This is a genomic window from Streptomyces sp. NPDC030814 (genome assembly GCF_055572155.1).
On sequence record NZ_JBVIDX010000002.1, the window covers coordinates 677,103 to 695,901 of the forward strand.

The 18,799-nt window shown below is 70.6% G+C and carries 16 protein-coding genes and 3 pseudogenes; 14 read left to right on the forward strand and 5 right to left on the reverse strand.

The annotated features are described in order from the left end of the window. Positions 1-218: 218 nt before the first annotated feature. The 8 genes and pseudogenes from ACZ43N_RS06310 to ACZ43N_RS06345 all read left to right on the forward strand — a co-directional run bounded on the left by ACZ43N_RS06310 (position 219) and on the right by ACZ43N_RS06345 (position 7,103). Positions 219-1,562: an enolase C-terminal domain-like protein gene (locus ACZ43N_RS06310; RefSeq protein WP_468095356.1), complete on the forward strand. Its 1,344-nt coding sequence runs from the start codon at positions 219-221 to the stop codon at positions 1,560-1,562. A gap of 322 nt (positions 1,563-1,884) precedes the next feature. Next, positions 1,885-2,322 (forward strand): RbsD/FucU domain-containing protein, encoded by a 438-nt coding sequence (locus ACZ43N_RS06315; RefSeq protein ID WP_468095357.1) that lies wholly within the window; start codon positions 1,885-1,887, stop codon positions 2,320-2,322. After that, positions 2,319-3,361: pseudogene (locus ACZ43N_RS06320) on the forward strand (zinc-dependent alcohol dehydrogenase). The gene ACZ43N_RS06315 and the pseudogene ACZ43N_RS06320 overlap by 4 nt, the downstream one beginning before the upstream one ends. A 24-nt stretch (positions 3,362-3,385) precedes the next feature. Beyond that, positions 3,386-4,018 (forward strand): annotated as a pseudogene (locus ACZ43N_RS06325) (SDR family oxidoreductase); the annotation flags it as partial. Further along, entirely contained in the window at positions 4,015-4,299 is a 285-nt protein-coding gene (locus ACZ43N_RS06330) for a hypothetical protein (protein WP_468095358.1), read from the forward strand. The pseudogene ACZ43N_RS06325 and the gene ACZ43N_RS06330, both read left to right, overlap by 4 nt. After that, a pseudogene (locus tag ACZ43N_RS06335) lies at positions 4,248-4,376 on the forward strand (sugar kinase); the annotation flags it as partial. The gene ACZ43N_RS06330 and the pseudogene ACZ43N_RS06335, both read left to right, overlap by 52 nt. 222 nt (positions 4,377-4,598) lie before the next feature. Further along, on the forward strand, positions 4,599-5,492 hold the full coding sequence (locus ACZ43N_RS06340) for an amidohydrolase family protein (protein WP_468095360.1): 894 nt from the start codon (positions 4,599-4,601) through the stop codon (positions 5,490-5,492). Positions 5,493-5,651: 159 nt separating this feature from the next. Then, entirely contained in the window at positions 5,652-7,103 is a 1,452-nt protein-coding gene (locus tag ACZ43N_RS06345) for an MMPL family transporter (RefSeq protein WP_468095536.1), read from the forward strand. Positions 7,104-7,279: 176 nt separating this feature from the next. Here ACZ43N_RS06345 and ACZ43N_RS06350 read toward each other — a convergent pair whose 3' ends face one another. Continuing rightward, complete coding sequence (locus ACZ43N_RS06350; RefSeq protein WP_468095362.1) at positions 7,280-8,230, reverse strand: expansin EXLX1 family cellulose-binding protein; 951 nt, start codon at positions 8,228-8,230, stop codon at positions 7,280-7,282. 128 nt (positions 8,231-8,358) lie between these two features. Here ACZ43N_RS06350 and ACZ43N_RS06355 point away from each other — a divergent pair, with 128 nt between their 5' ends. Further along, on the forward strand, positions 8,359-8,742 hold the full coding sequence (locus tag ACZ43N_RS06355) for an RICIN domain-containing protein (protein ID WP_468095363.1): 384 nt from the start codon (positions 8,359-8,361) through the stop codon (positions 8,740-8,742). Between the two features lie 275 nt (positions 8,743-9,017). Here the strand turns inward: ACZ43N_RS06355 and ACZ43N_RS06360 are convergent, their stop codons facing one another. The 4 genes from ACZ43N_RS06360 to ACZ43N_RS06375 form a co-directional block, all read right to left on the reverse strand. Beyond that, on the reverse strand, positions 9,018-9,719 hold the full coding sequence (locus tag ACZ43N_RS06360; protein ID WP_468095364.1) for a FadR/GntR family transcriptional regulator: 702 nt from the start codon (positions 9,717-9,719) through the stop codon (positions 9,018-9,020). Positions 9,720-9,797: 78 nt separating this feature from the next. Next, positions 9,798-10,841 (reverse strand): ABC transporter permease, encoded by a 1,044-nt coding sequence (locus tag ACZ43N_RS06365; protein WP_468095366.1) that lies wholly within the window; start codon positions 10,839-10,841, stop codon positions 9,798-9,800. A 2-nt stretch (positions 10,842-10,843) separates the two neighbouring features. Further along, entirely contained in the window at positions 10,844-12,439 is a 1,596-nt protein-coding gene (locus ACZ43N_RS06370) for a sugar ABC transporter ATP-binding protein (protein ID WP_468095368.1), read from the reverse strand. A 147-nt stretch (positions 12,440-12,586) separates the two neighbouring features. Further along, on the reverse strand, positions 12,587-13,636 hold the full coding sequence (locus tag ACZ43N_RS06375; protein WP_468095370.1) for a sugar ABC transporter substrate-binding protein: 1,050 nt from the start codon (positions 13,634-13,636) through the stop codon (positions 12,587-12,589). Between the two features lie 867 nt (positions 13,637-14,503). Between ACZ43N_RS06375 and ACZ43N_RS06380 the strand changes: the two genes are divergently transcribed. From ACZ43N_RS06380 to ACZ43N_RS06400, 5 genes are read left to right on the forward strand one after another with little or no spacing between them, the layout of a single operon-like run. After that, positions 14,504-15,355, forward strand: coding sequence for a fumarylacetoacetate hydrolase family protein (locus tag ACZ43N_RS06380; RefSeq protein ID WP_468095372.1), 852 nt, complete (start codon positions 14,504-14,506; stop codon positions 15,353-15,355). Between the two features lie 11 nt (positions 15,356-15,366). Beyond that, positions 15,367-16,704, forward strand: coding sequence for an L-fuconate dehydratase (locus tag ACZ43N_RS06385; protein ID WP_468095373.1), 1,338 nt, complete (start codon positions 15,367-15,369; stop codon positions 16,702-16,704). Continuing rightward, positions 16,701-17,474, forward strand: a complete 774-nt coding sequence (locus tag ACZ43N_RS06390; RefSeq protein WP_468095374.1) for an SDR family NAD(P)-dependent oxidoreductase — start codon at positions 16,701-16,703, stop codon at positions 17,472-17,474. The genes ACZ43N_RS06385 and ACZ43N_RS06390 overlap by 4 nt, the downstream gene beginning before the upstream one ends. Continuing rightward, positions 17,471-18,481, forward strand: coding sequence for an aldo/keto reductase (locus ACZ43N_RS06395; protein ID WP_468095376.1), 1,011 nt, complete (start codon positions 17,471-17,473; stop codon positions 18,479-18,481). Before ACZ43N_RS06390 ends, ACZ43N_RS06395 begins: the two co-directional genes overlap by 4 nt. Next, on the forward strand, positions 18,478-18,789 hold the full coding sequence (locus tag ACZ43N_RS06400; protein WP_468095377.1) for an L-rhamnose mutarotase: 312 nt from the start codon (positions 18,478-18,480) through the stop codon (positions 18,787-18,789). The genes ACZ43N_RS06395 and ACZ43N_RS06400 overlap by 4 nt, the downstream gene beginning before the upstream one ends. Positions 18,790-18,799 lie beyond the last annotated feature (10 nt).

Consider the following 18,799-nt stretch of genomic DNA (forward strand, 5'->3'; position numbering starts at 1 on the left):
GAGCGCCTCGTGGCCTGCTCGACGGAAAACGATTTGACCTGCTCCTTTCCTTGCACTCTGGACGGCAGGGCGTGTGAGGCTTTATAAATACATCCTATCTTTAGTGGGTGGTGTTCCCCAGGCCATCTCGCGCATCGCGACGGGCCAACCGGCCTCCTCCGCCGCCCACATCTCGTCGTCAGAGGCCGCATCGCCCCTGCCCGCACTGGAGTTGCGCCATGCCATCCGCCCCGTCCGCTTCCCCGGCACCCCCGACCCCTGCCCGTATCACCGCCCTGGACGTGCTGGACGTGCGTTTCCCGACGTCCGAGCACCTGGACGGGTCGGACGCGATGAACCCCGAACCCGACTACTCCGCCGCCTACGTCGTCCTGCGCACCGACGCCGGCGACGGACTCGAGGGCCACGCCCTGGCCTTCACCACCGGCCGCGGCAACGACGTTCAGGCCGCCGCCATCGCGGCCCTGGCCCCGCACGTGGTGGGACTCTCGGTCGAGGAGGTCTGCGCCGACCTCGGCGCCTTCTCCCGCTCTCTCGTCCACGATCCCCAACTGCGCTGGCTGGGACCCGAGAAGGGCGCCATCCACATGGCCACCGGCGCGGTCGTCAACGCCGCCTGGGACCTGGCCGCCAAGCGTGCCGACAAGCCCGTGTGGCGCTTCCTCGGTGAAATGTCGCCCGAAGGCCTGGTCGCTCAGGTCGACTTCCGCTGGCTCAGCGACGCCCTCACCCCCGAGGAGGCCCTGGACATTCTCAAGCGCGCCGAACCGGGCCGTGGCGAACGCGTCAACCGTCTGCTGGAGGGCGGTTACCCCGCCTACACCACCACCCCCGGCTGGCTCGGCTACTCGGACGAGAAGCTGGCCCGCCTGGCCCGCGAGGCCGTTGCCGACGGTTTCACCCAGATCAAGCTGAAGGTCGGCGCGGACCTGGAGGACGACGTACGGCGCATGCGCACCGCCCGTGAGACGGTCGGCGACGGCATCCGCATCGCGGTGGACGCCAACCAGCGATGGGACGTGCAGCCCGCGATCGACTGGATGAGCGCCCTGGCCCCTTACGAGCCCTATTGGATCGAGGAGCCCACGTCCCCCGACGACATACTCGGTCACGCCGCCGTCCGCAGGGCCGTGGCCCCCATCAAGGTCGCCACCGGCGAGCACATCGCCAACCGGGTCGTCTTCAAGCAGCTGATGCAGGCCGGGGCGGTGGACATCGTGCAGATCGACTCCGCCAGGGTCGGCGGCGTCAACGAGAACATCGCGATCCTCCTGCTCGCCGCCAAGTTCGGCGTGCCGGTCTGCCCCCACGCGGGCGGGGTGGGCCTGTGCGAGATGGTCCAGCACCTGTCGATGTTCGACTACGTCGCCGTCTCCGGCACCACCGAGGACCGCGTCATCGAGTACGTCGACCACCTGCACGAGCACTTCGTCGACCCGGTCCGCATCGCCGACGGCCACTACCTGGCGCCGACCCTGCCCGGACTGAGCGCACAGATGCACCCCGAGTCCCTCAAGGAGTACGCCTACCCCGACGGCCCCGTCTGGACCACCCGTGTCTGACGCCCCTGGTCGACGCCCTTCATGCGCGGGACTCGGGCCGTCTCCTCACCGGCGGGGTGAGTCCTGTCACGCGCCCAGCCGGCGCCTCTGCGGCGTCGACGCCCTCCGGCGGTCGCGCCCGCTCCTCGCTTCGCGGAGGCCGGCGAGCGCCGGCCTCGTCCGGCCTGGTCCCCGACTGCGCACCGCACGGAGATGGTCCCGGAGACGGGCCGCACAGCCGCGAGGTGTCGGCCGACTCTTCGTCGGCGAGCGCCGGGCAGCGCTCTCCGCTACGGCGACCACCTTCCACAGACCGCCCCGACAAGAAGGACGAGGACGCCTCGTGCTGCTGACCGAACTTCTGCACCCCGGCATCCTCGAAGCCATTGCCGGAGCCGGCCACGGCGCCCGCGTCCTGCTCGCCGACGGCCACTACCCGGCGAGCACCGCCATCGGCGAGCGCGCCAGGACCGTCCACCTCAACCTGGCCCCCGGCCTGCTGGACGTCACCACCGTCCTCGACGTCCTGCTGCGCGCCCTGCCCGTCGAGGCGGCCCACGTCATGGTGCCGCCCGAGGGCGAACCGGAGCCGCCCGCCATCGCCGAGTACCGCTCGATGCTCGCGCCCGTCCCGGTCGACACGCTGGGGCGCTTCGAGTTCTACGACGCCGCCCGCTCGCCCGACCTGGCGCTGGCGGTCGTCACCGCCGACACCCGTACCTACGCCAACCTGCTGCTGACCATCGGCGTCCGCGCTGAAGGGACACTGACGACACGATGACACTCGCCGTCCGTTACATCTCCGCCCGCGCCCTCGACACGGCTGCCGCGGGGCCTTCCTCTCCCGGACCGGGTGAGGTGGAGGTGGCTCCCGCGTACGTCGGCATCTGCGGCACCGACCTGCACATCTTCCACGGCGACATGGACGCCCGGGTGGCCGCGCCCGCCGTCCTGGGACACGAGATGGCCGGCCTGTCCTGCGCGTCGGCCCGGGCGTCGAGGGCTGGCAGCCGGGCGACGCGGTCACCGTGATGCCGCTGCGCTGGGACGACACCTGCCCCGCCTGCCGCAACGGCCACCAGCACATCTGCCAGCACCTGGACTTCATCGGCATCGACTCTCCGGGCGCGATGCAGCAGCGCTGGACAGTGCCCGCCTCGACGCTCATCCGGCTGCCCGACTCCCTTCCCCTGGACCGTGCCGCGCTCGTCGAGCCGACGGCGGTCGCTGTGCACGACGTGGGCCGGGCCCGGGTCGCCGAGGGCGAGAAGGTGGTCGTGGTCGGCGGCGGCCCCGTGGGCATCCTCATCGCGCTGGTCGCGCGAGCCGCGGGCGCCGAGGTCCGGGTGGTGGAGCTGAGCGCCCACCGGCGGCTGCTCGCCGAGGAGTTGGGACTGACGGCGTGGAACCCGGCCGACGTCGACGTGCCGCGGCTCGTGGAGCAGTGGACCGGGGACGTGGGCGCGGACGTCGCCTTCGAGGTGTCCGGCGCGGCGGCCGGCGTCGACACGGCGGTCGACGTGCTGGGCGTGCGGGGCCGCCTGTGTCTTGTGGCCATCCACTCCCGCCCCCGTGAGGTCAACCTGCATCGCTTCTTCTGGCGCGAACTGACACTCGTGGGCGCCCGTTTGTACGACCGCTCCGACTTCGAGACGGCGGTGACCCTGGTCGCCGACGGCACCATCCCGGCCGACCGGCTGATCAGCAAGGTCGTGCCGCTCACGCGGGCGCCCGCCGCCTTCGAGGCCCTGGAGGGCGGCGGCGACGTGATGAAGATCCTCGTGGACTGCACCGACGACGCTCAGGGAGCCGCCGTATGACCGCCTTCGACCTCACCGGAAAGGGAGTCCGGCAGTGCGGTGGAGAAGGACGTCCTCGCCGCCGGCCGCACCTTCGAGGCGATCCGCACCGACTTCGCCGACCCGGACGCCGTACGGGCCCTCGGCGCGGACCTCGCCGGGCGCGCGCGGCCGGTGGACATCCTGGTCAACAACGCGGGCACCATCCGCCGCGTGCCGACGGCCGAACATGCCGACGCGGACTGGGAGTTGGTCCTCCAGGTCAACCTCAGCGCTCAGTTCGCTCTGACCCGGGCCGTCGGCGCGGCGATGGTGGCCCGCGGCCAGGGGAAGGTCATCTTCACGGCCTCCCTCCTCAGCTTCCAGGGCGGTATCACCGTCCCCGGCTACACCGCCGCCAAACACGGCATCGCCGGTCTCACCAAGGCGCTGGCCAACGAGTGGGCGCCGCACGGCGTCAACGTCAACGCCATCGCCCCGGGCTACATCGCCACCGACAACACCCAGGCCCTCCAGGACGACCCGGTGCGCAGCAAGGCGATCCTGGACCGCATCCCGGCAGGCCGCTGGGGCAGCGCCGACGACCTCGCGGGCGCCACCGGCTTTCTGGCCTCGGACGCGGCAGCGTACGTTCATGGCACGATCCTTCCGGTCGACGGTGGGTGGCTGGGCCGATGAGCGGCGCCGACCTGGCCTCCGTGCTGGCCGGCGCCCGGTGCGCGGAGGTCACCTTCCGCACAACCGACGCCGAGCTGGTGCTCAATGAGATGGCCGCCCACGGCGGCCTGGCCGTCGGCGCCGGTACCGTCCTCACTCCGCAGCAGGCGGAGCGTGCGGTGCGGGCCGGGGCACGGTTCGTCGTGTCACCCGGCTTCGACGCGGAGGTAGTCCGGAGATGCCGTGAGCCAGCCTGGAACGCGCCCTGGTCTACGGCACCGCCCACGGCGCGCTCACCATGACCACGCCCGGAGACGTCTCCATGGCCTCGCTCGCCGAGGTCGAGGCGCTCATCGCGGGCGGGCACGTCAGACGCTGACCGGCGCCCCGCCCACGCATCCCAGGAGCACGTCTTGCACCAGCGGAAGATCCGGAACACGTCCGTCGCCCTCATCGAGGTGGGCTTCGGGGCGTCGGTGACCGGCAACCACCACCCAGCGCACAGAGCTGGGATTATGCACAGATCTGTGCTGAGCCTCCGAAGATCCGGTCGTGGCGTCACTGTCCGCATCGGATCGCACGACCTCCAACCGGAGAGACCATGACCAGGATCGACGCACATCATCACATCTGGCGGCCGGTGTCCGCCTCTCGCACGGTGGCGGACACCGGCCCGCGCCGCCGCGCGCACCACTGGCTCGACAAACCGGACATGGCCCCGCTACGGCGGGACTTCACCCTGGAGGACCTGGCACGGGAGGCCGCGGCGGTGGGGATCGACCGCGCGATCCTGGTCCAGGTCCTGCCGGAGACCGACGAGAGCGCGGAGTTCCTGACCCTGGCCGCGAGGACCGGTCTGGTGGCAGGGGTCGTCGGCTGGGCCGACCTGACCTCCAACCGCCTCTCCCACACGCTGTCCGCGCTGCGGACAGCGCCCGGCGGCGAACTCCTGGTGGGACTGCGCCACCTGGTCCAGAGCGAACCGGATCCCGACTGGTTGACCCGACCCGACGTACACCGGGGCCTGCACGCGGTCGCGACCGCGGGCCTCACCTACGACCTGCTCACCCTCCCGCACCAACTGCCCGCCGCCATCGCCACCGCACGAGCGCTGCCGGAGCTGACGTTCGTCCTCGATCACCTGTCCAAACCCCCCATCGCCCGGGGAGAACTCCAGCCGTGGGCGTCACTGATCCGTGAGCTGGCGGCGCAGCCCAACGTGTTCTGCAAGCTGTCCGGCATGGTCACCGAGGCCGAGTGGGACCACTGGAGCGCCTCCACGCTGCGGCCCTACGCCGACGTGGTGCTGGACGCCTTCGGACCGGAGCGGGTGATGTTCGGCTCGGACTGGCCGGTGTGTCTGCTAGCAGCCTCGTACGACCAGGTCGTTGCCGCCGCCGAGGAGCTGACCGTGGGCCTCACCGAAGCCGAGCGCTCCGAGGTCTTCGGCGGTACGGCGACTCGCGCCTACCGACTGAGGAGGGAGGACCTGTGAAAGTGCGTTTCGCCCACGGGCGTGTGGGGGCTCGATATCGACGTGGAAACGCGCGCGGCGACCGTTCTCATGCCGTTTCGCTGAGGCAGCCGCGGACCAGACGGCCGTACTGCGCTCGGCGCTGCACAACCCCCGTCGCCGGGCCACCCATTTGAGGGCATCGACTACGTCCTGTTCATCCTCTCCCGCCACCGCCAGCAGCTCGCCCGCGGAGCCGACCCGCAGGAATCCATCGCGCTGGCCGACGGCACGGCCGGAAGCGCGGTCGTCTTCGCCGGCAGCACCGTGATCATCGCCCTCGCCGCACTCAGTGTCATCGGCATCCCGTTCCTGACCACGATGGGCCTCGGCGCCGCCAGCGCCGTCCTCATCGCCGTCCTGGCCGCGATCACGCTACTTCCGGCTCTCGCTGGATTCCTCGGCGCCCGGCTGACCCCCAAGGCCGGCAGCAAGGCGGCCCGGCGGGCCGTCGACTCCGGCGAATCCAGGGGAAGGGCCGCGTTGGGCACCCGCTGGGTGAAGTCGGTCGCCAAGCCCCTGCTGACCGTTCTGGCCGTCGCCGGCATCCTGGTGGCGCTCGCACTCCCGGCGGTGGACCTGCGTCTCGCCCTGCCGGACAACGGCTCGGCCCCGGTGAGTTCCACCGAGCGCAAGGCGTACGACGTGGTCGGCGACAAGTTCGGCCCCGGCTTCAACGGCCCGCTCCTGGTGCTGACCGAGACCCACACCGGGCCCGGTGAGCAGGCGGGCACTCAGGTCGCGCAGAAGCTGCGGGACGTCAAGGGTGTCAAGGCGGTGCTGCCCCCCGTGCCCACACGCGATCCCGCGCAGACCGTCATCCAGGTCATCCCCGAGACCGGTCCCGACAGTGCCCGCACCGGCCGCCTCGTCCGCGACATACGGGCCGCGGCCCCGGACATCCGCGAGACGACCGGAGCGAGGGTCGCGGTCACCGGAACCACCGCCGTCAACATCGACGTCTCCAACCGGCTCAGCGACTCCCTGCTGCCGTTCATGGCGATCGTCGTCGGGCTGAGCCTGATCCTGCTGACCATGGTGTTCCGCTCGCTGCTGATCCCGCTCAAGGCCGCCGTCGGATTCCTGCTGTCGGTCGGCGCCGCGCTCGGCACGGTCGTCGCCCTGTTCCAGTGGGGCTGGCTGGCGGACGCCTTCGGCCTGGACCACACCGGTCCGGTCGTCAGCTTCCTGCCGATCATCCTGGTCGGCGTGCTGTTCGGACTCGCCATGGACTACGAGGTGTTCCTCGTCTCCGGGATGCGGGAGGAGTGGGTCCACACCGGCGTGGCCCGCGGGTCGGTGATCGACGGCGCGCGGCACAGCGTACGGGTCGTCACCGCGGCCGCCCTGATCAAGCCCATCGCCTTCGCGCTGGCCGTCGGCGTGGCCATCGACGCCTTCGCCGTCCGCATGACCCTGGTCCCCGCCGTCCTCGCACTCGCCGGACGACACGCCTGGTGGCTGCCCGCCTGGCTCGACCGTGTCCTGCCCGACCTGGACGTCGAGGGCACACGTCTGCAGAAGGCCGTAGCAAAGCCCAGCGAGCCCGCCTCGGAACCAAAGCCCGCCTCGGAACCCGAGCTGGTGTCCTGAGCCGGGACGCATCCCAGTCACGCGGGCGGCTGCACAGCGACGCTGTGCAGCCGCCCCTTACGCCGTGCGGCGCGTGCGTCACACTGTCGGCAACGGCCGGCCGCCGGTGCGCGGCCGTCGCCCATGCCATCAGGACGTCGAGGGAAACCGTCGGTGGCTTCGGACGGGCGGTGGGCTCAGTGCCGGGCGAACTGGACCTGAGTAGGTTGGACGACGTTCGGCCGCACCGTGAGTCCGGTGATGGTCAGCCGTTCGCCGTAGATGTCGGTGAGTCTGATCGCACCGCCGCACCCGCTGCCGTCGGCGGAGGTGAAGTAGTTGTAGGAGGTGCGGGGCAGTTTCCGCCAGCCGCCTGCGGTACGGACCTCCAGCCCGGTGACCGGATTCCTGTGGTTGATCGCCTGGATGGCGCACCAGTACTGGCTGGACCCGGTCTTGTACCTGATGGAGATCGTGCCGACCGTGCTCGGGCTGACCAGGCTCCAGGTGATGGGGAGTCGGCCGACTTTCAGGTCGGCGAGTTTGGCGAAGGCCTGTTCACTGAGGTCGATCTGCCCGGGGGCGCAGGGCGAGGGGCATTCGTTGGTGATCCGTACCGTGACGGACTTGCCGTTGGCCGCCCGGACGAGCACGTACGCGCCGCATGCCTTGGACGTCTCGTAGTCGGTGGTGTTCATGGCCGCGATCATGAGGTCGGGGCTCGGGCCGAACAGGCAGGCGCCGTCTCCGACGCCGGCCTTGTAGGCGGTGGCGACGCCCTGATAGGTCGCGCCGGGCTTGATCCGTCCTGCTGACGGGGTCGTGGTCGACGCCTCTCGCGGGGGCTGAGAGGTGTCTTCGGGCGACGGCGCCGCTGTCGTCGTCGCGGAAGCCTTCGGGCTGGGGGAACCGCTCGGGCTCGCTGTCGCGCTCGGGGTGCTTGTCTTGGTGGCTGGGGCGGTGGCGGCCTTCTTGTGGGAGGTGGCGAAGGGGGCAGCCGCGGCAGGTTTCGCATCCTCGGTGCGGTCGGGTGAGGACCACATGAGCAGGTAGGCGAGAACGCTCACGGCGGTCAGCGCCACCGTGCTGCCCAGGATGAGCCTGCGTCTGTGTCTGTGCTGCCGCGCGGCCTGCCTTGGAGTGTTCATTTACTGTCCGTTTCGGAAGATCGAGACGTGGTGCACTACTCAGTGACCGCGGGAAGCGAAAAGGTTGCCGATGATTTCTCGGAGCCCTGGCGCCGACCCGGCTTGGCGACGGAGCGCCCCCGGACGGTGTGGTCGGCGCCATCGCCACCGGCGGTTACGCCAACGTCAGCGGATTGCGCCTCGGCGGCCGCACCGCCAAACCGGCACTGGTGTCCACCACGCTGCCCGGCAACGGCAACGGCAACGGCAACGGCAACGGCACGGCACCGTCTACCGGCTCGTCGCCCGGCACAGTGGCAAGGTCGCCGACGTGGAAGGCGGGGCCCATCCGGGCGGACGCCACCCAGCAGCACTGGGCCATCACGCTCACCGGTGACGGCTACTACGTCCTCATCAACCGCTACAGCGGGCTCTGCCTCGCCGTCGACGAGGGCAGCACCGCCGACGGAGCCGACATCGATCTGCGTCACGCACGGTTGTCGGCGATACGGTCGTCCCCTGCACTGACGTGAACAACGTCCAACTCGCCTCACAGCAGGGCCACTTCCTGGGACGCCGGAACCGCACCGCCGGCTGCCGTCGCTTCGGGCACCGACCTCTGCTCGGTACACGCCTGGGCCGGTCATGCCGTCCCCATGGGTTAGGGGTCAGGGCTGGAGTGCTGTTCGGCAGAGCAGTGGTGTGCCACTTCGGTATCGCCCCGTACGTACGACGTCCCCATGACTGCCGCCCGGCCGGCATGGGAGGGGGCGTCGGGCGGCGGCGGGAGCACGGGGGACGGGCGCGGTCAGCCCGCGAGAGGTTCCTCCGGTGCCTCGCTCAGACTGGCCGCCAGCCACTGTTCGACGGCGGTGATGTGCACCGTCGCGGCCGAGGCGGCCAGCAGCGCGTCGCGTGCCTGAAGGGCGCCGAGGATCTGCTGGTGGTCTCGGTGCGCGTTGTCCACGGTGCGCCGGGCCTGGCTGCCCCGGACGATGCGTACCCGCTGGGTGCGGGTGGACAGCACGCGCAGCAGCATGGACAGCACCGGGTTGCCGACGGCTTCGACGATCCTCACGTGGAAGGCGATGTCGTGGACGATGAACTCCTCGACCGTGGCGGCCGACTTGGACCGCTCCAGAATGTCGCCGAGTTCCTGCAGGTCCTCGGAGGTCAGCAGGGCGGCGGCCAGCCCGGTCGCCTGTGGCTCCAGGAGTCTGCGCACCTGGAGCAGTTGCAGGGCGGTCCGTCCCTGGGAGACGTCCGAGGCGAAGGAGAGCGACTCGAGGAGGAGATGGGGCTCCAGGCTGGACACATAGGTGCCGTCCCCTTGCCGCACGGTGAGGATGCGCATGGCGGTGAGCGCGCGGACGGCCTCGCGCAGCGAGTTGCGGGACAGGCCCAGCTGCGCGGCGAGTATCTCCTCCTTGGGCAGGCGGGAGCCGGGCGCGAGTTCGCCTGCGACGATCATCGCCTTGATCTTGTCCATCGCCTCGTCGGTGAGTGCCACGTGTGTGCCTTCCTGCGCGGGGGACGTACGAGCGCCGCTCCGCCACTCGGCACGGGGCCGGGGCGGAGGGGGCGACCGCTACTCCTGCTTCTCGCCGGAGGCGAATCGGGAGATGATCAGGGCGACGATGATGATGGCGCCGTTCAGGAACTGGTTCCACAGCGCCGGTACGCCCGCCAGAGTCATGACGTTGACGACGAGCTGGAGGGTCAGGACTCCCGTGAGGGCGCCGAACACGGAGCCCTTTCCGCCGTTCAGGCTCACCCCTCCGATGACGGTCGCGGCGAAGACCTGGAAGATCCAGCCGCTGCCCTGGGTGGCGGAGATGGAGCCGTAGTGGCCGCTGTAGAGGATGCCGGCGAACGCGGCGAGCAGGCTGCCGAGGATGAGGACGGCCCACACGATTCGGTCGACGCGGATGCCGGCGGTGCGGGCCGCCTCCGCGTTGCCGCCGATGGCGTACAGCGCCCGGCCGTGCCGCAGCCAGGCCAGCGCGCTGCCCCCCGCCGCGAACAGCACCGCGCAGATCCAGATGGCCGCGGGTACGCCGAGCCAGGACGCCTTGCCCAGGTAGGTGAACGAGGACGGTAGCTCCACGATCGACTGGCCCTCGGAGAGGGCGACCTGGAGGCCGCGCAGCATGGTCAGACCGCCGAGGGTGACGATGAACCCGTTGAGGCGCAGCTTGAGGATGAGGAAGCCGTTCAGGACGCCGATCGCCCCGCCGACCAGGAGGCACAGCGGGACCGCCGTCCACTCGGGGAAGAGCCCGAGCCCGTTGAACCGTCCACCGCTCGTCGGCAGGACGAGCCATACGGCGATGACCGGGGCAACGCCGATGGTCGACTCCAGCGACAGGTCCATGCGCCCGCAGATGAGGATGAGTGCGGTGGCCAGGACGAGCAGGCTCAGTTCGGTGGACTGCTGCGCCACACCGATGAGGTTGTCGGCGGTGAGGAAGGCCGGCGAGACGATGAAACCGATCAGACCCAGCACGAGGATGGCCGGGACCAGGGACAGTTCACGGAAACGACCGAGATCGAGCCGGCGCCGGGCGGTGTCCGCCGCGGCCTGCTCCGTTGTGCTCGGTGCGGGCTCCGTGACATCTGTGGTGGCGGACATGTCTACCTTCCGTGCTGGTGAGTGCCGGACGCCGCGGACGCGGCGGATGCAGTGCTGGTGTCGGCGACGCCCTCGATGGCGGCGACGAGGTGCTCGTCCTTCCAGCCGCGGTCGAACTCGGCGACCACCCGTCCGTGAAACATGACCACGACGCGGTCGCAGGTTCTGAGGTCGTCCAGTTCGTCGGAGACGATCAGGGCGGCCTTGCCCTCGTCGGCGGCCCGCCGGATCCTGCCGAGCAGGAACTCCTTGGACTTGACGTCGACGCCGTTGGTGGGACGGATGGCCACCAGGACGTGAGGGTCGGTGGCCAGGGCGCGGGCGACGACGACCTTCTGCTGGTTGCCGCCGGAGAGCGCGGAGACCGGGGTGGCGGCCGCCGGGGTCTTGATGTCGAGGTCGCGGATCATGCGCTGGGCGAAGACCCTGGTCCGGGCGGGCAGGACGGTGCCGAACGGGCCCAGCTGGTCGGTGACGGTGAGCGTCGCGTTCTCCGCCACGCTCCGGTTGTTGACCAGGCCCTGCAGATGGCGGTCCTCGGGGACGAAACCCACTCCGGCGGCCAGGGCGGACGGCACGCTGCCGGTGCGCACGACTCTGCCGCCGACGGTGATCCGGCCGTCCTTGGCACGGTGCAGACCGGCGACGGTCTCGCCCACCTGCACATTGCCGCTGGCCGTGGCTCCGGCGAGCCCGACCACCTCGCCGGAGCGGACCGCCAGGGAGACGTCCTCGCAGGCGCCGGGCAGGGTGAGGGCGTCGATGCGCAGCAGCTCCGTGCCGTCGGCCGGTGCGGCCGGGGAAGCGCTCGCGGGGCCTGCGGCGACGGTGGCCGCGTCGCCGGTCATGGCCTCCACGAGGGAGTGGTGCCCCAGTTCGGCCACGGGTGCGGTCAGGATGTGGCGGGCGTCGCGGTAGACCGTGACGGTGGTGCAGAGGTCGTAGACCTCCTGCAGGTGGTGGGAGATGAAGAGGAAGGCGACACCCTGCTCCTGCAGGTCCCGGAGCTTGTCGAAGAGGCGGCCGATGCCGCGGGCGTCGAGCTTCGCGGTCGGCTCGTCCAGGATGATGAAACGGGCACCGAAGGACAGCGCGCGGGCGATCTCCACGAACTGCCGCTGCTCGACGGTCAGGTCCCTGGCCCGTGCGGCGGGGTCGACGGCCACGCCGTACTCGCCGAGGAGTTCCTCCGCACGCTGCCTGAGCTGCTTCCAGCGGATGGGACGCACCGCGCCGGGACTCTGCCGGTTCAGGAAGAGGTTCTCGGCGACGGTCAGATCACCGATGACGGTCGACCGCTGGTAGACGCAGGCGACCTTCGAGCGCCAGGCGTCGATGTCGCCGTAGGCGGGCGCCGGCGCACCGGAGAAGTGCAGCGAACCGGTGTCGGGCTGCTGGAGGCCGGTGAGGATCGACACCAGCGTCGACTTGCCGGCGCCGTTGCGGCCCACCAGGGCGTGCGCTTCGCCCTCGGCGATGCTGATGCGGGCGTCGCGCAGGGCGACGGTGGCGCCGAATCGTTTGCTGATGCCGGTCGCCTCGGCGACCGGGGCCTGGGTTCCGGGGCCGCTCGCCGGGCTGGTGGCGGTGTCCGCCATGGTGGATACCGTCCTTCGGGTACGGATGGTGGGGGCCGGGGATCGGGAACCGGGAGCAAGGAGCCGGCCGGATCCGGGTCGGGGGACCGCGGCCGGGGGAGGGGAATGAGGTCCCCCGGCGCTGACGCGGCCGGTGGCTGCCGGTTGTCAGCCGACGTTGTTGCCCCACAGGGACTTGTCGTCCACGTTGTCCTTGGTCACCAGCGGGGCGGGCAGCTGGTCCTCCAAACCGTTCGGGATCTTGACAATGGTGGAGTCGTGGTCGGTCTTGCCCGGCTTGAAGGTCTTGCCCTCGGCCGCGGCCTGGGCGTAGTAGAGGGCGTACTTGGCGTAGAGGTCGGCGGGCTGGGAGACGGTGGCGTCGATCTGACCCTTGCGGATGGCGTCGAACTCCTGCGGGATGCCGTCGTTGGAGACGATGCTGATGTGGCCCTTCTGGCCCGCCGGCTTGAGCAGCTTCTTCTGTTCCAGCAGTGCCAGGGTGGGCTGGAGGAAGACACCGCCGGCCTGCATGTAGATGCCGTTCAGGTCCGGGTGCTGGGCGAGCAGCGACTGGAGCTTGGCGGAGGCCACGTCGCCCTTCCAGTCGGTGGGCAGCTCGAAGACCTTGATCTTGGGGAACTTCGTCTTCATGCACTCGGCGAACGCCTCGGAGCGGTCGCGTCCGTTGATGGAGTCCAGGGCGCCCTGCAGCTCGGCGACCTTGCCCTTGCCGCCGAGTTGCTTGCCGAGGAACTCACATGCCTTGGTGCCGTACGCCCGGTTGTCGGCGCGGACCACCATGTAGACCTCACCCTTGTCGGGCCTGGTGTCGACACTGACCACGGGGATCTTCTTGGACGCGAGGGTGTCGAGGGTGGAGGCGATGGCGCCGGTGTCCTGGGGCGCCATGACGACGGCCTTCGCTCCGGTGTTCTCGAAGACCTGGACGTTGGCGACGAGCTTGGTGACGTCGTTCTGCGAGTTGCTGATCGGCAGGGCGTTGACGCCGTCCGTCTTGATGCCCTTCTTCAGGTACTGCGCGTAGGAGTTCCAGAAGTCGGAGTCCGAACGCGGAAGGTCGATGCCGATGGCCGGCTTGTCACCGCCCGAGCCGCCCGACTCCGAGCCGCTCCGGTTGCACGCGGTGGCGAGGGCGAGGACCGCGAGCACGGCGGTGGCGGCTGTGGCAGTGGAGCGGGTGCGAGTGAGCTTCATGGCCGTGTTGTCTCCTTTGACGGGGCGGAGGACCGCGAGACAGCGATGAGAGGGAGGCGTACTCGCCTGCCGGAGAGGACGGGCGAGGCCGCGGGCCGGGCAGAGGGTGGCCCGGCACAAGGCAGTGCGGGACCGCGCCCGAGGGGGACGGGAAGGAGGGAGAGTCTGCCCGAAAGACGCAGGCCAGAGGCTGTATCCGACCGTTCGGAAGGGCGCCGGGGCCCCCGGGGCCATTCCTCCGATGTCTCTCGGACGTCGAGGACGTTACGACGGGGTTGCCGAAGTTGACAAGACTACGTGGCCGTTGAATTGGGCAGCAGGGCGAAACCATGCCGAGCGGCCCCGTACGAACGCGTCAGACGGACTGGTGAGCCAGCCTGTGACCTGTGCCTATGCCCAGGCAGTCGATCGGGTTGCACCGAGCGGCCGCGCCTCACGATTCGGCAACGGCCGCTGCGTCCGCTGGGCCGTCACGCCGACGGAACGGCGCCGCCGGGCTGCTGTCACCCACTCCGGCCAGGGTCGGCGGCACACGGCCAGGGCTCCCACCAGCGGAGTCTCCCCCATCTGGCTCGCACGGAGTCATCGGATGAAACATCGGTGGCCACCCCCGCATCAGCGGCGAGCAGGGTGTAACTCCCCGTCATGTCCGAGTGAACGCTCAGGTCAGGGAAAAAACATCCGAGGAATCCGTTGTCAGCGAGTTTCCTTACGTCTACAGTCTCGATGCCGCCATTCATCCGATGACTGAGGGAGGGGCCGCTGCCGAGGCTCTCCACCCGGTCCGGTCGGGGCGCCGCCGGCGGCAATGGCCCTACGACCGACCGTCGCTCCCTCCTCAACCCGCCTACGGCAAGGGAAACGCCAGTGAAACTGCTACGAGTCGGCGCCCCCGGCGAAGAGCGGCCCGCTGTCCGCACCGACGACGGCCGGCTGCTGGACCTGTCCTCCGTGACCTCCGACGTCGACGGCGCGTTCCTCGCCTCGGACGGCATCGACCGTGCCCGTGCCGCGGTCGCGGCAGGAGCCCTCCCCGTTCTGGACGCTGACGGCCTGCGGATCGGTCCGCCCGTCGCCCGCCCCGGAAAGATCGTCTGCGTCGGTCTCAACTACCGGGACCACGCCGCCGAGACCGGTGCCGCGATCCCGGAGCGGCCCGTCGTGTTCATGAAGGACCCGCGAACCGTGGTCGGGCCCTACGACGAGGTGCTCGTCCCTCGGGGCTCGGTGAAGACGGACTGGGAGGTCGAGCTCGCGGTCGTCATCGGCCGCCGGGCTCGCTACCTGGACGGCCCCGAGGCCGCGCACGCCGTCATCGCCGGGTACGCGATCAGCCATGACGTCTCGGAGCGTGAGTTCCAGCTGGAGTACTCCCCGCAGTGGGACCTGGGCAAGTCCTGCGAGACCTTCAATCCCCTCGGGCCCTGGCTGGTCACCGCCGACGAGGTCGGCGACCCGCAGGACCTCGGGCTGCACCTGAGCGTCAACGGCGTCAAGCGGCAGAACGGGCACACCCGGGACATGATCTTCCCGGTCGACCACGTCGTGGCGTACCTGAGCCAGTACATGGTCCTGGAGCCCGGCGACGTGATCAACACGGGTACGCCCGCGGGCGTGGCTCTCGGCCTGCCCGGCACGCCCTACCTCCGCTCCGGCGACACCGTCGAACTCTCCGTCGACAGGCTCGGCAGCCAGCGCCAGACCTTCGGCCAAGCGTGAAAGGCACCCCCTTGACTGCCAACTCAGCCCGGATCACCGCGGTCGACACCTACGACGTCCGCTTCCCCACCTCGCGGGAGCTGGACGGTTCCGACGCGATGAACCCGGACCCCGACTACTCCGCCGCCTATGTCGTGCTGCGTACGGACGCCGGTGACGGGCTCGAAGGCCACGGTTTCACCTTCACCATCGGACGCGGCAACGATGTGCAGGTCGCCGCGATCGGAGCCCTGGGCCACCACGTCGTGGGCCGTTCCGTCACGGAGTTGTGCGCCGACCCGGGCTCGCTGAGCCGCGACCTGATCGGCGACAGTCAGCTGCGCTGGCTCGGCCCCGAGAAGGGCGTGATGCACATGGCGATCGGCGCCGTCGTCAACGCTGTGTGGGACCTGGCCGCCAAGCGAGCCGGTCAGCCACTGTGGCGGCTGCTCGCCCACGCCGAACCGGAGTGGCTGGTCTCCCAGGTCGACTTCCGCTACATCGCCGACGCCCTCACCCCCGAGGACGCCCTCACCCTCCTGCGCGAGGGCCGCACGGGGCTCGACGAGCGCGAGGCCGTGCTGGTGAACCGCGGATACCCGGGCTACACGACCTCGCCCGGCTGGCTCGGTTACTCCGACGACAAGCTGACCCGGCTGGCCAAGCAGGCGGTCGCCGACGGGTTCACCCAGATCAAACTGAAGGTCGGCGCGGACCTGGCGGACGACGTCCGGCGTCTGCGCACCGCCCGTGCCGCCGTCGGTGACGGCATACGCATCGCCATCGACGCCAACCAGCGGTGGAACGTGGACGAGGCGATCCGGTGGACCGACGCGCTCGCCGCCTTCGACCCGTACTGGATCGAGGAGCCCACCAGCCCCGACGACATCCTCGGACACGCCGCCGTGCGTGAAGCGGTCGCGCCGGTGAAGGTGGCCACCGGCGAACATGTGCAGAACCGCATCATCTTCAAGCAGCTCCTCCAGGCCGGAGCCCTGGACGTGCTCCAGATCGACGCCGCCCGCGTCGGCGGGGTCAATGAGAACCTGGCCATCCTGCTGCTCGCCGCGAAGTTCGGGGTGCCGGTGTGTCCGCACGCCGGCGGGGTGGGGCTGTGCGAGCTGGTGCAGCACCTGTCGATGTTCGACTACCTGGCCCTGTCCGGTACCACCGAGAACCGCGTCATCGAGTACGTCGACCACCTCCACCAGCACTTCACCGTGCCCGTGGTGATGCGCGACGGGCACTACACCGCGCCTCTCGCACCGGGTTTCTCCGCCACGATGAAGGAGGAGTCCATCGCCGAGTACCGCTACCCGGACGGGACGTTCTGGGTGACCGACCGCGCCGGACGGGAGGAGGTGGCATGACCGGGATGTCAGGCCTCAGAGCCATCGTCACCGGCGGCGGGTCCGGCATCGGACTGGCCACGGCCCAGACGCTGGCCGCGCAAGGCGCGGCGGTGGCCGTGCTCGACCTGGAACCGTCCGCGGTGCCGGAGCCGCTGTACGCCCTCAAGGCGGACGTCGGCGACGACACCTCGGTCCGCCGCGCCGTGACGGAAGCGGCCGCGCGGCTCGGCGGCCTGGACATCCTCGTCAACAACGCGGGCACCGGCGCCGTCGGCACCGTCGAGGACAACCCCGACGAACAGTGGCACCGCGTCCTGGACGTCAACGTCCTCGGCATGGTGCGCACCACCCGCGCCGCCCTGCCGTACCTGCGGCGCGCTGCCACCGCCCGCCCGGGCACCGCGGCCGTCGTCAACATCGGCTCGATCGCGGCCACGGCCGGCCTCCCGCAACGCGCCCTGTATTCCGCGAGCAAGGGCGCCGTGCTGTCCCTCACCCTGGCCATGGCCGCCGACCACGTCCGCGAGGGCATCCGCGTCAACTGCGTCAACCCGGGCACCGCGGACACCCCCTGGGTGGCCCGGCTCCTGGGCGCCGCCGACGACCCCGAGGCGGAACGTGCCGCCCTGAACGCACGCCAGCCGATGGGCCGCCTGGTCACCGCGGACGAGATCGCGGCGGCCGTGGTCTATCTGGCGTCCCCGGCCGCCGCCTCCGTGACCGGTACGGCCCTCGCCGTCGACGGCGGCATGCAGGGGCTCAGACTCCGCCCGGCGGCCGGCTCATGAGGACAGTGCCCCTGGGCGGCACCGGTGTCCGGGTCACCGAACTTTCGTTCGGTGCCGCGGGCATCGGCAACCTCTACCGCCCGGTCACCGCCGAGGCGGCCTTCGCCGCCGTGGACGCCGCCTGGGCCGCGGGCATCCGCACCTTCGACACCGCCCCCCACTACGGGCTCGGCCTGTCCGAGCGCCGCCTGGGCACCGCCCTGTGCGACCACCCCCGGGACACGTACACCGTGTCCACGAAGGTCGGACGGCTGCTGGAGCCGAATCCAGGGGGCGGCGGGGGCGACGACCTCGCGCACGGCTTCGCCGTCTCTGACACTCATCGGCGTGTCTGGGACTTCAGCGCCGACGGAGTGCTGCGCTCCCTGGAAGCGAGCCTGGACCGCCTCGGTCTGGACCGCGTCGACATCGCCCTCCTGCACGACCCCGACGACCACGCCGAGCAGGCCCTCACCGAGGCGTATCCGGCGCTGGAGCGGCTGCGGGACGAAGGTGTCGTCAAGGCGATCGGCATCGGAACCAACCACTGCGCGCTGCCCGCCCGCTTCCTGCGGGAAACCGACATCGACGTGGTCCTGCTCGCCGGCCGCTACACCCTGCTGGAACAGGAGGGGCTCGCCGAGGTACTGCCCGGGGCCGCCGCCCGCGGAAGGAGCGTGATCGTCGGCGGGGTGTTCAACTCCGGGCTGCTGACCGATCCGAGGCCCGGTGCGACGTACGACTACGCGCCCGCCCCGCGGTCCGTCCTGGACCGGGCCCTGCGGCTCAAGGCGATCGCCGCACGCCACGGTGTGCCGCTGCGCGCCGCCGCCCTGCACTTCCCGTTCGGCCACCGGGCGGTCGCGAGCGTCCTGAGCGGAGCCCGTTCCGCCGAGGAAGTGCGCGACACCGTGGACCAGCTGCGGCACCCGGTCCCCGCCGCACTGTGGGACGAACTGCACGCCGAAGGACTGCTGGCCCCGGACACGCCGGTCCCCACCGCCACACCGTCGAAGGAGGCGCCATGAGAGTCGCCCTGCACACCAAGGTCCGAGCCGACCGCATCGCGGAGTACGAGGCGGCGCACCGCGAGGTCCCCGAGGAACTGACCGCGGCGATCCGCGCCGCGGGGGTCAGTGAGTGGACGATCTGGCGCAGCGGTACCGACCTGTTCCATCTCCTGGAAGTCGAGGACTACCCGGCGATGATCGCCGCACTCGAGAAGCTGCCGGTCAACATCGCCTGGCAGGCGAGGATGGCCGAACTGCTGGACGTCGTACACGACTACTCCGCCGACGGAGCCGACGCCTCACTGCCCGTGGTGTGGCAGCTGTGACCGGGAACCA

Excerpts from the sequence above, each read along its gene's own strand:
- ACZ43N_RS06330 (WP_468095358.1), top strand. The coding sequence starts at position 4,015 with ATGAGCGGCGCCGACCTGGCCTCCGTGCTGGCCGGCGCCCGGTGCGCG.
- ACZ43N_RS06365 (WP_468095366.1), bottom strand. The coding sequence starts at position 10,841 with ATGTCCGCCACCACAGATGTCACGGAGCCCGCACCGAGCACAACGGAG.
- ACZ43N_RS06340 (WP_468095360.1), top strand. The coding sequence starts at position 4,599 with ATGACCAGGATCGACGCACATCATCACATCTGGCGGCCGGTGTCCGCC.
- ACZ43N_RS06370 (WP_468095368.1), bottom strand. The coding sequence starts at position 12,439 with ATGGCGGACACCGCCACCAGCCCGGCGAGCGGCCCCGGAACCCAGGCC.
- ACZ43N_RS06400 (WP_468095377.1), top strand. The coding sequence starts at position 18,478 with ATGAGAGTCGCCCTGCACACCAAGGTCCGAGCCGACCGCATCGCGGAG.
- ACZ43N_RS06375 (WP_468095370.1), bottom strand. The coding sequence starts at position 13,636 with ATGAAGCTCACTCGCACCCGCTCCACTGCCACAGCCGCCACCGCCGTG.
- ACZ43N_RS06310 (WP_468095356.1), top strand. The coding sequence starts at position 219 with ATGCCATCCGCCCCGTCCGCTTCCCCGGCACCCCCGACCCCTGCCCGT.
- ACZ43N_RS06390 (WP_468095374.1), top strand. The coding sequence starts at position 16,701 with ATGACCGGGATGTCAGGCCTCAGAGCCATCGTCACCGGCGGCGGGTCC.
- ACZ43N_RS06395 (WP_468095376.1), top strand. The coding sequence starts at position 17,471 with ATGAGGACAGTGCCCCTGGGCGGCACCGGTGTCCGGGTCACCGAACTT.
- ACZ43N_RS06350 (WP_468095362.1), bottom strand. The coding sequence starts at position 8,230 with ATGAACACTCCAAGGCAGGCCGCGCGGCAGCACAGACACAGACGCAGG.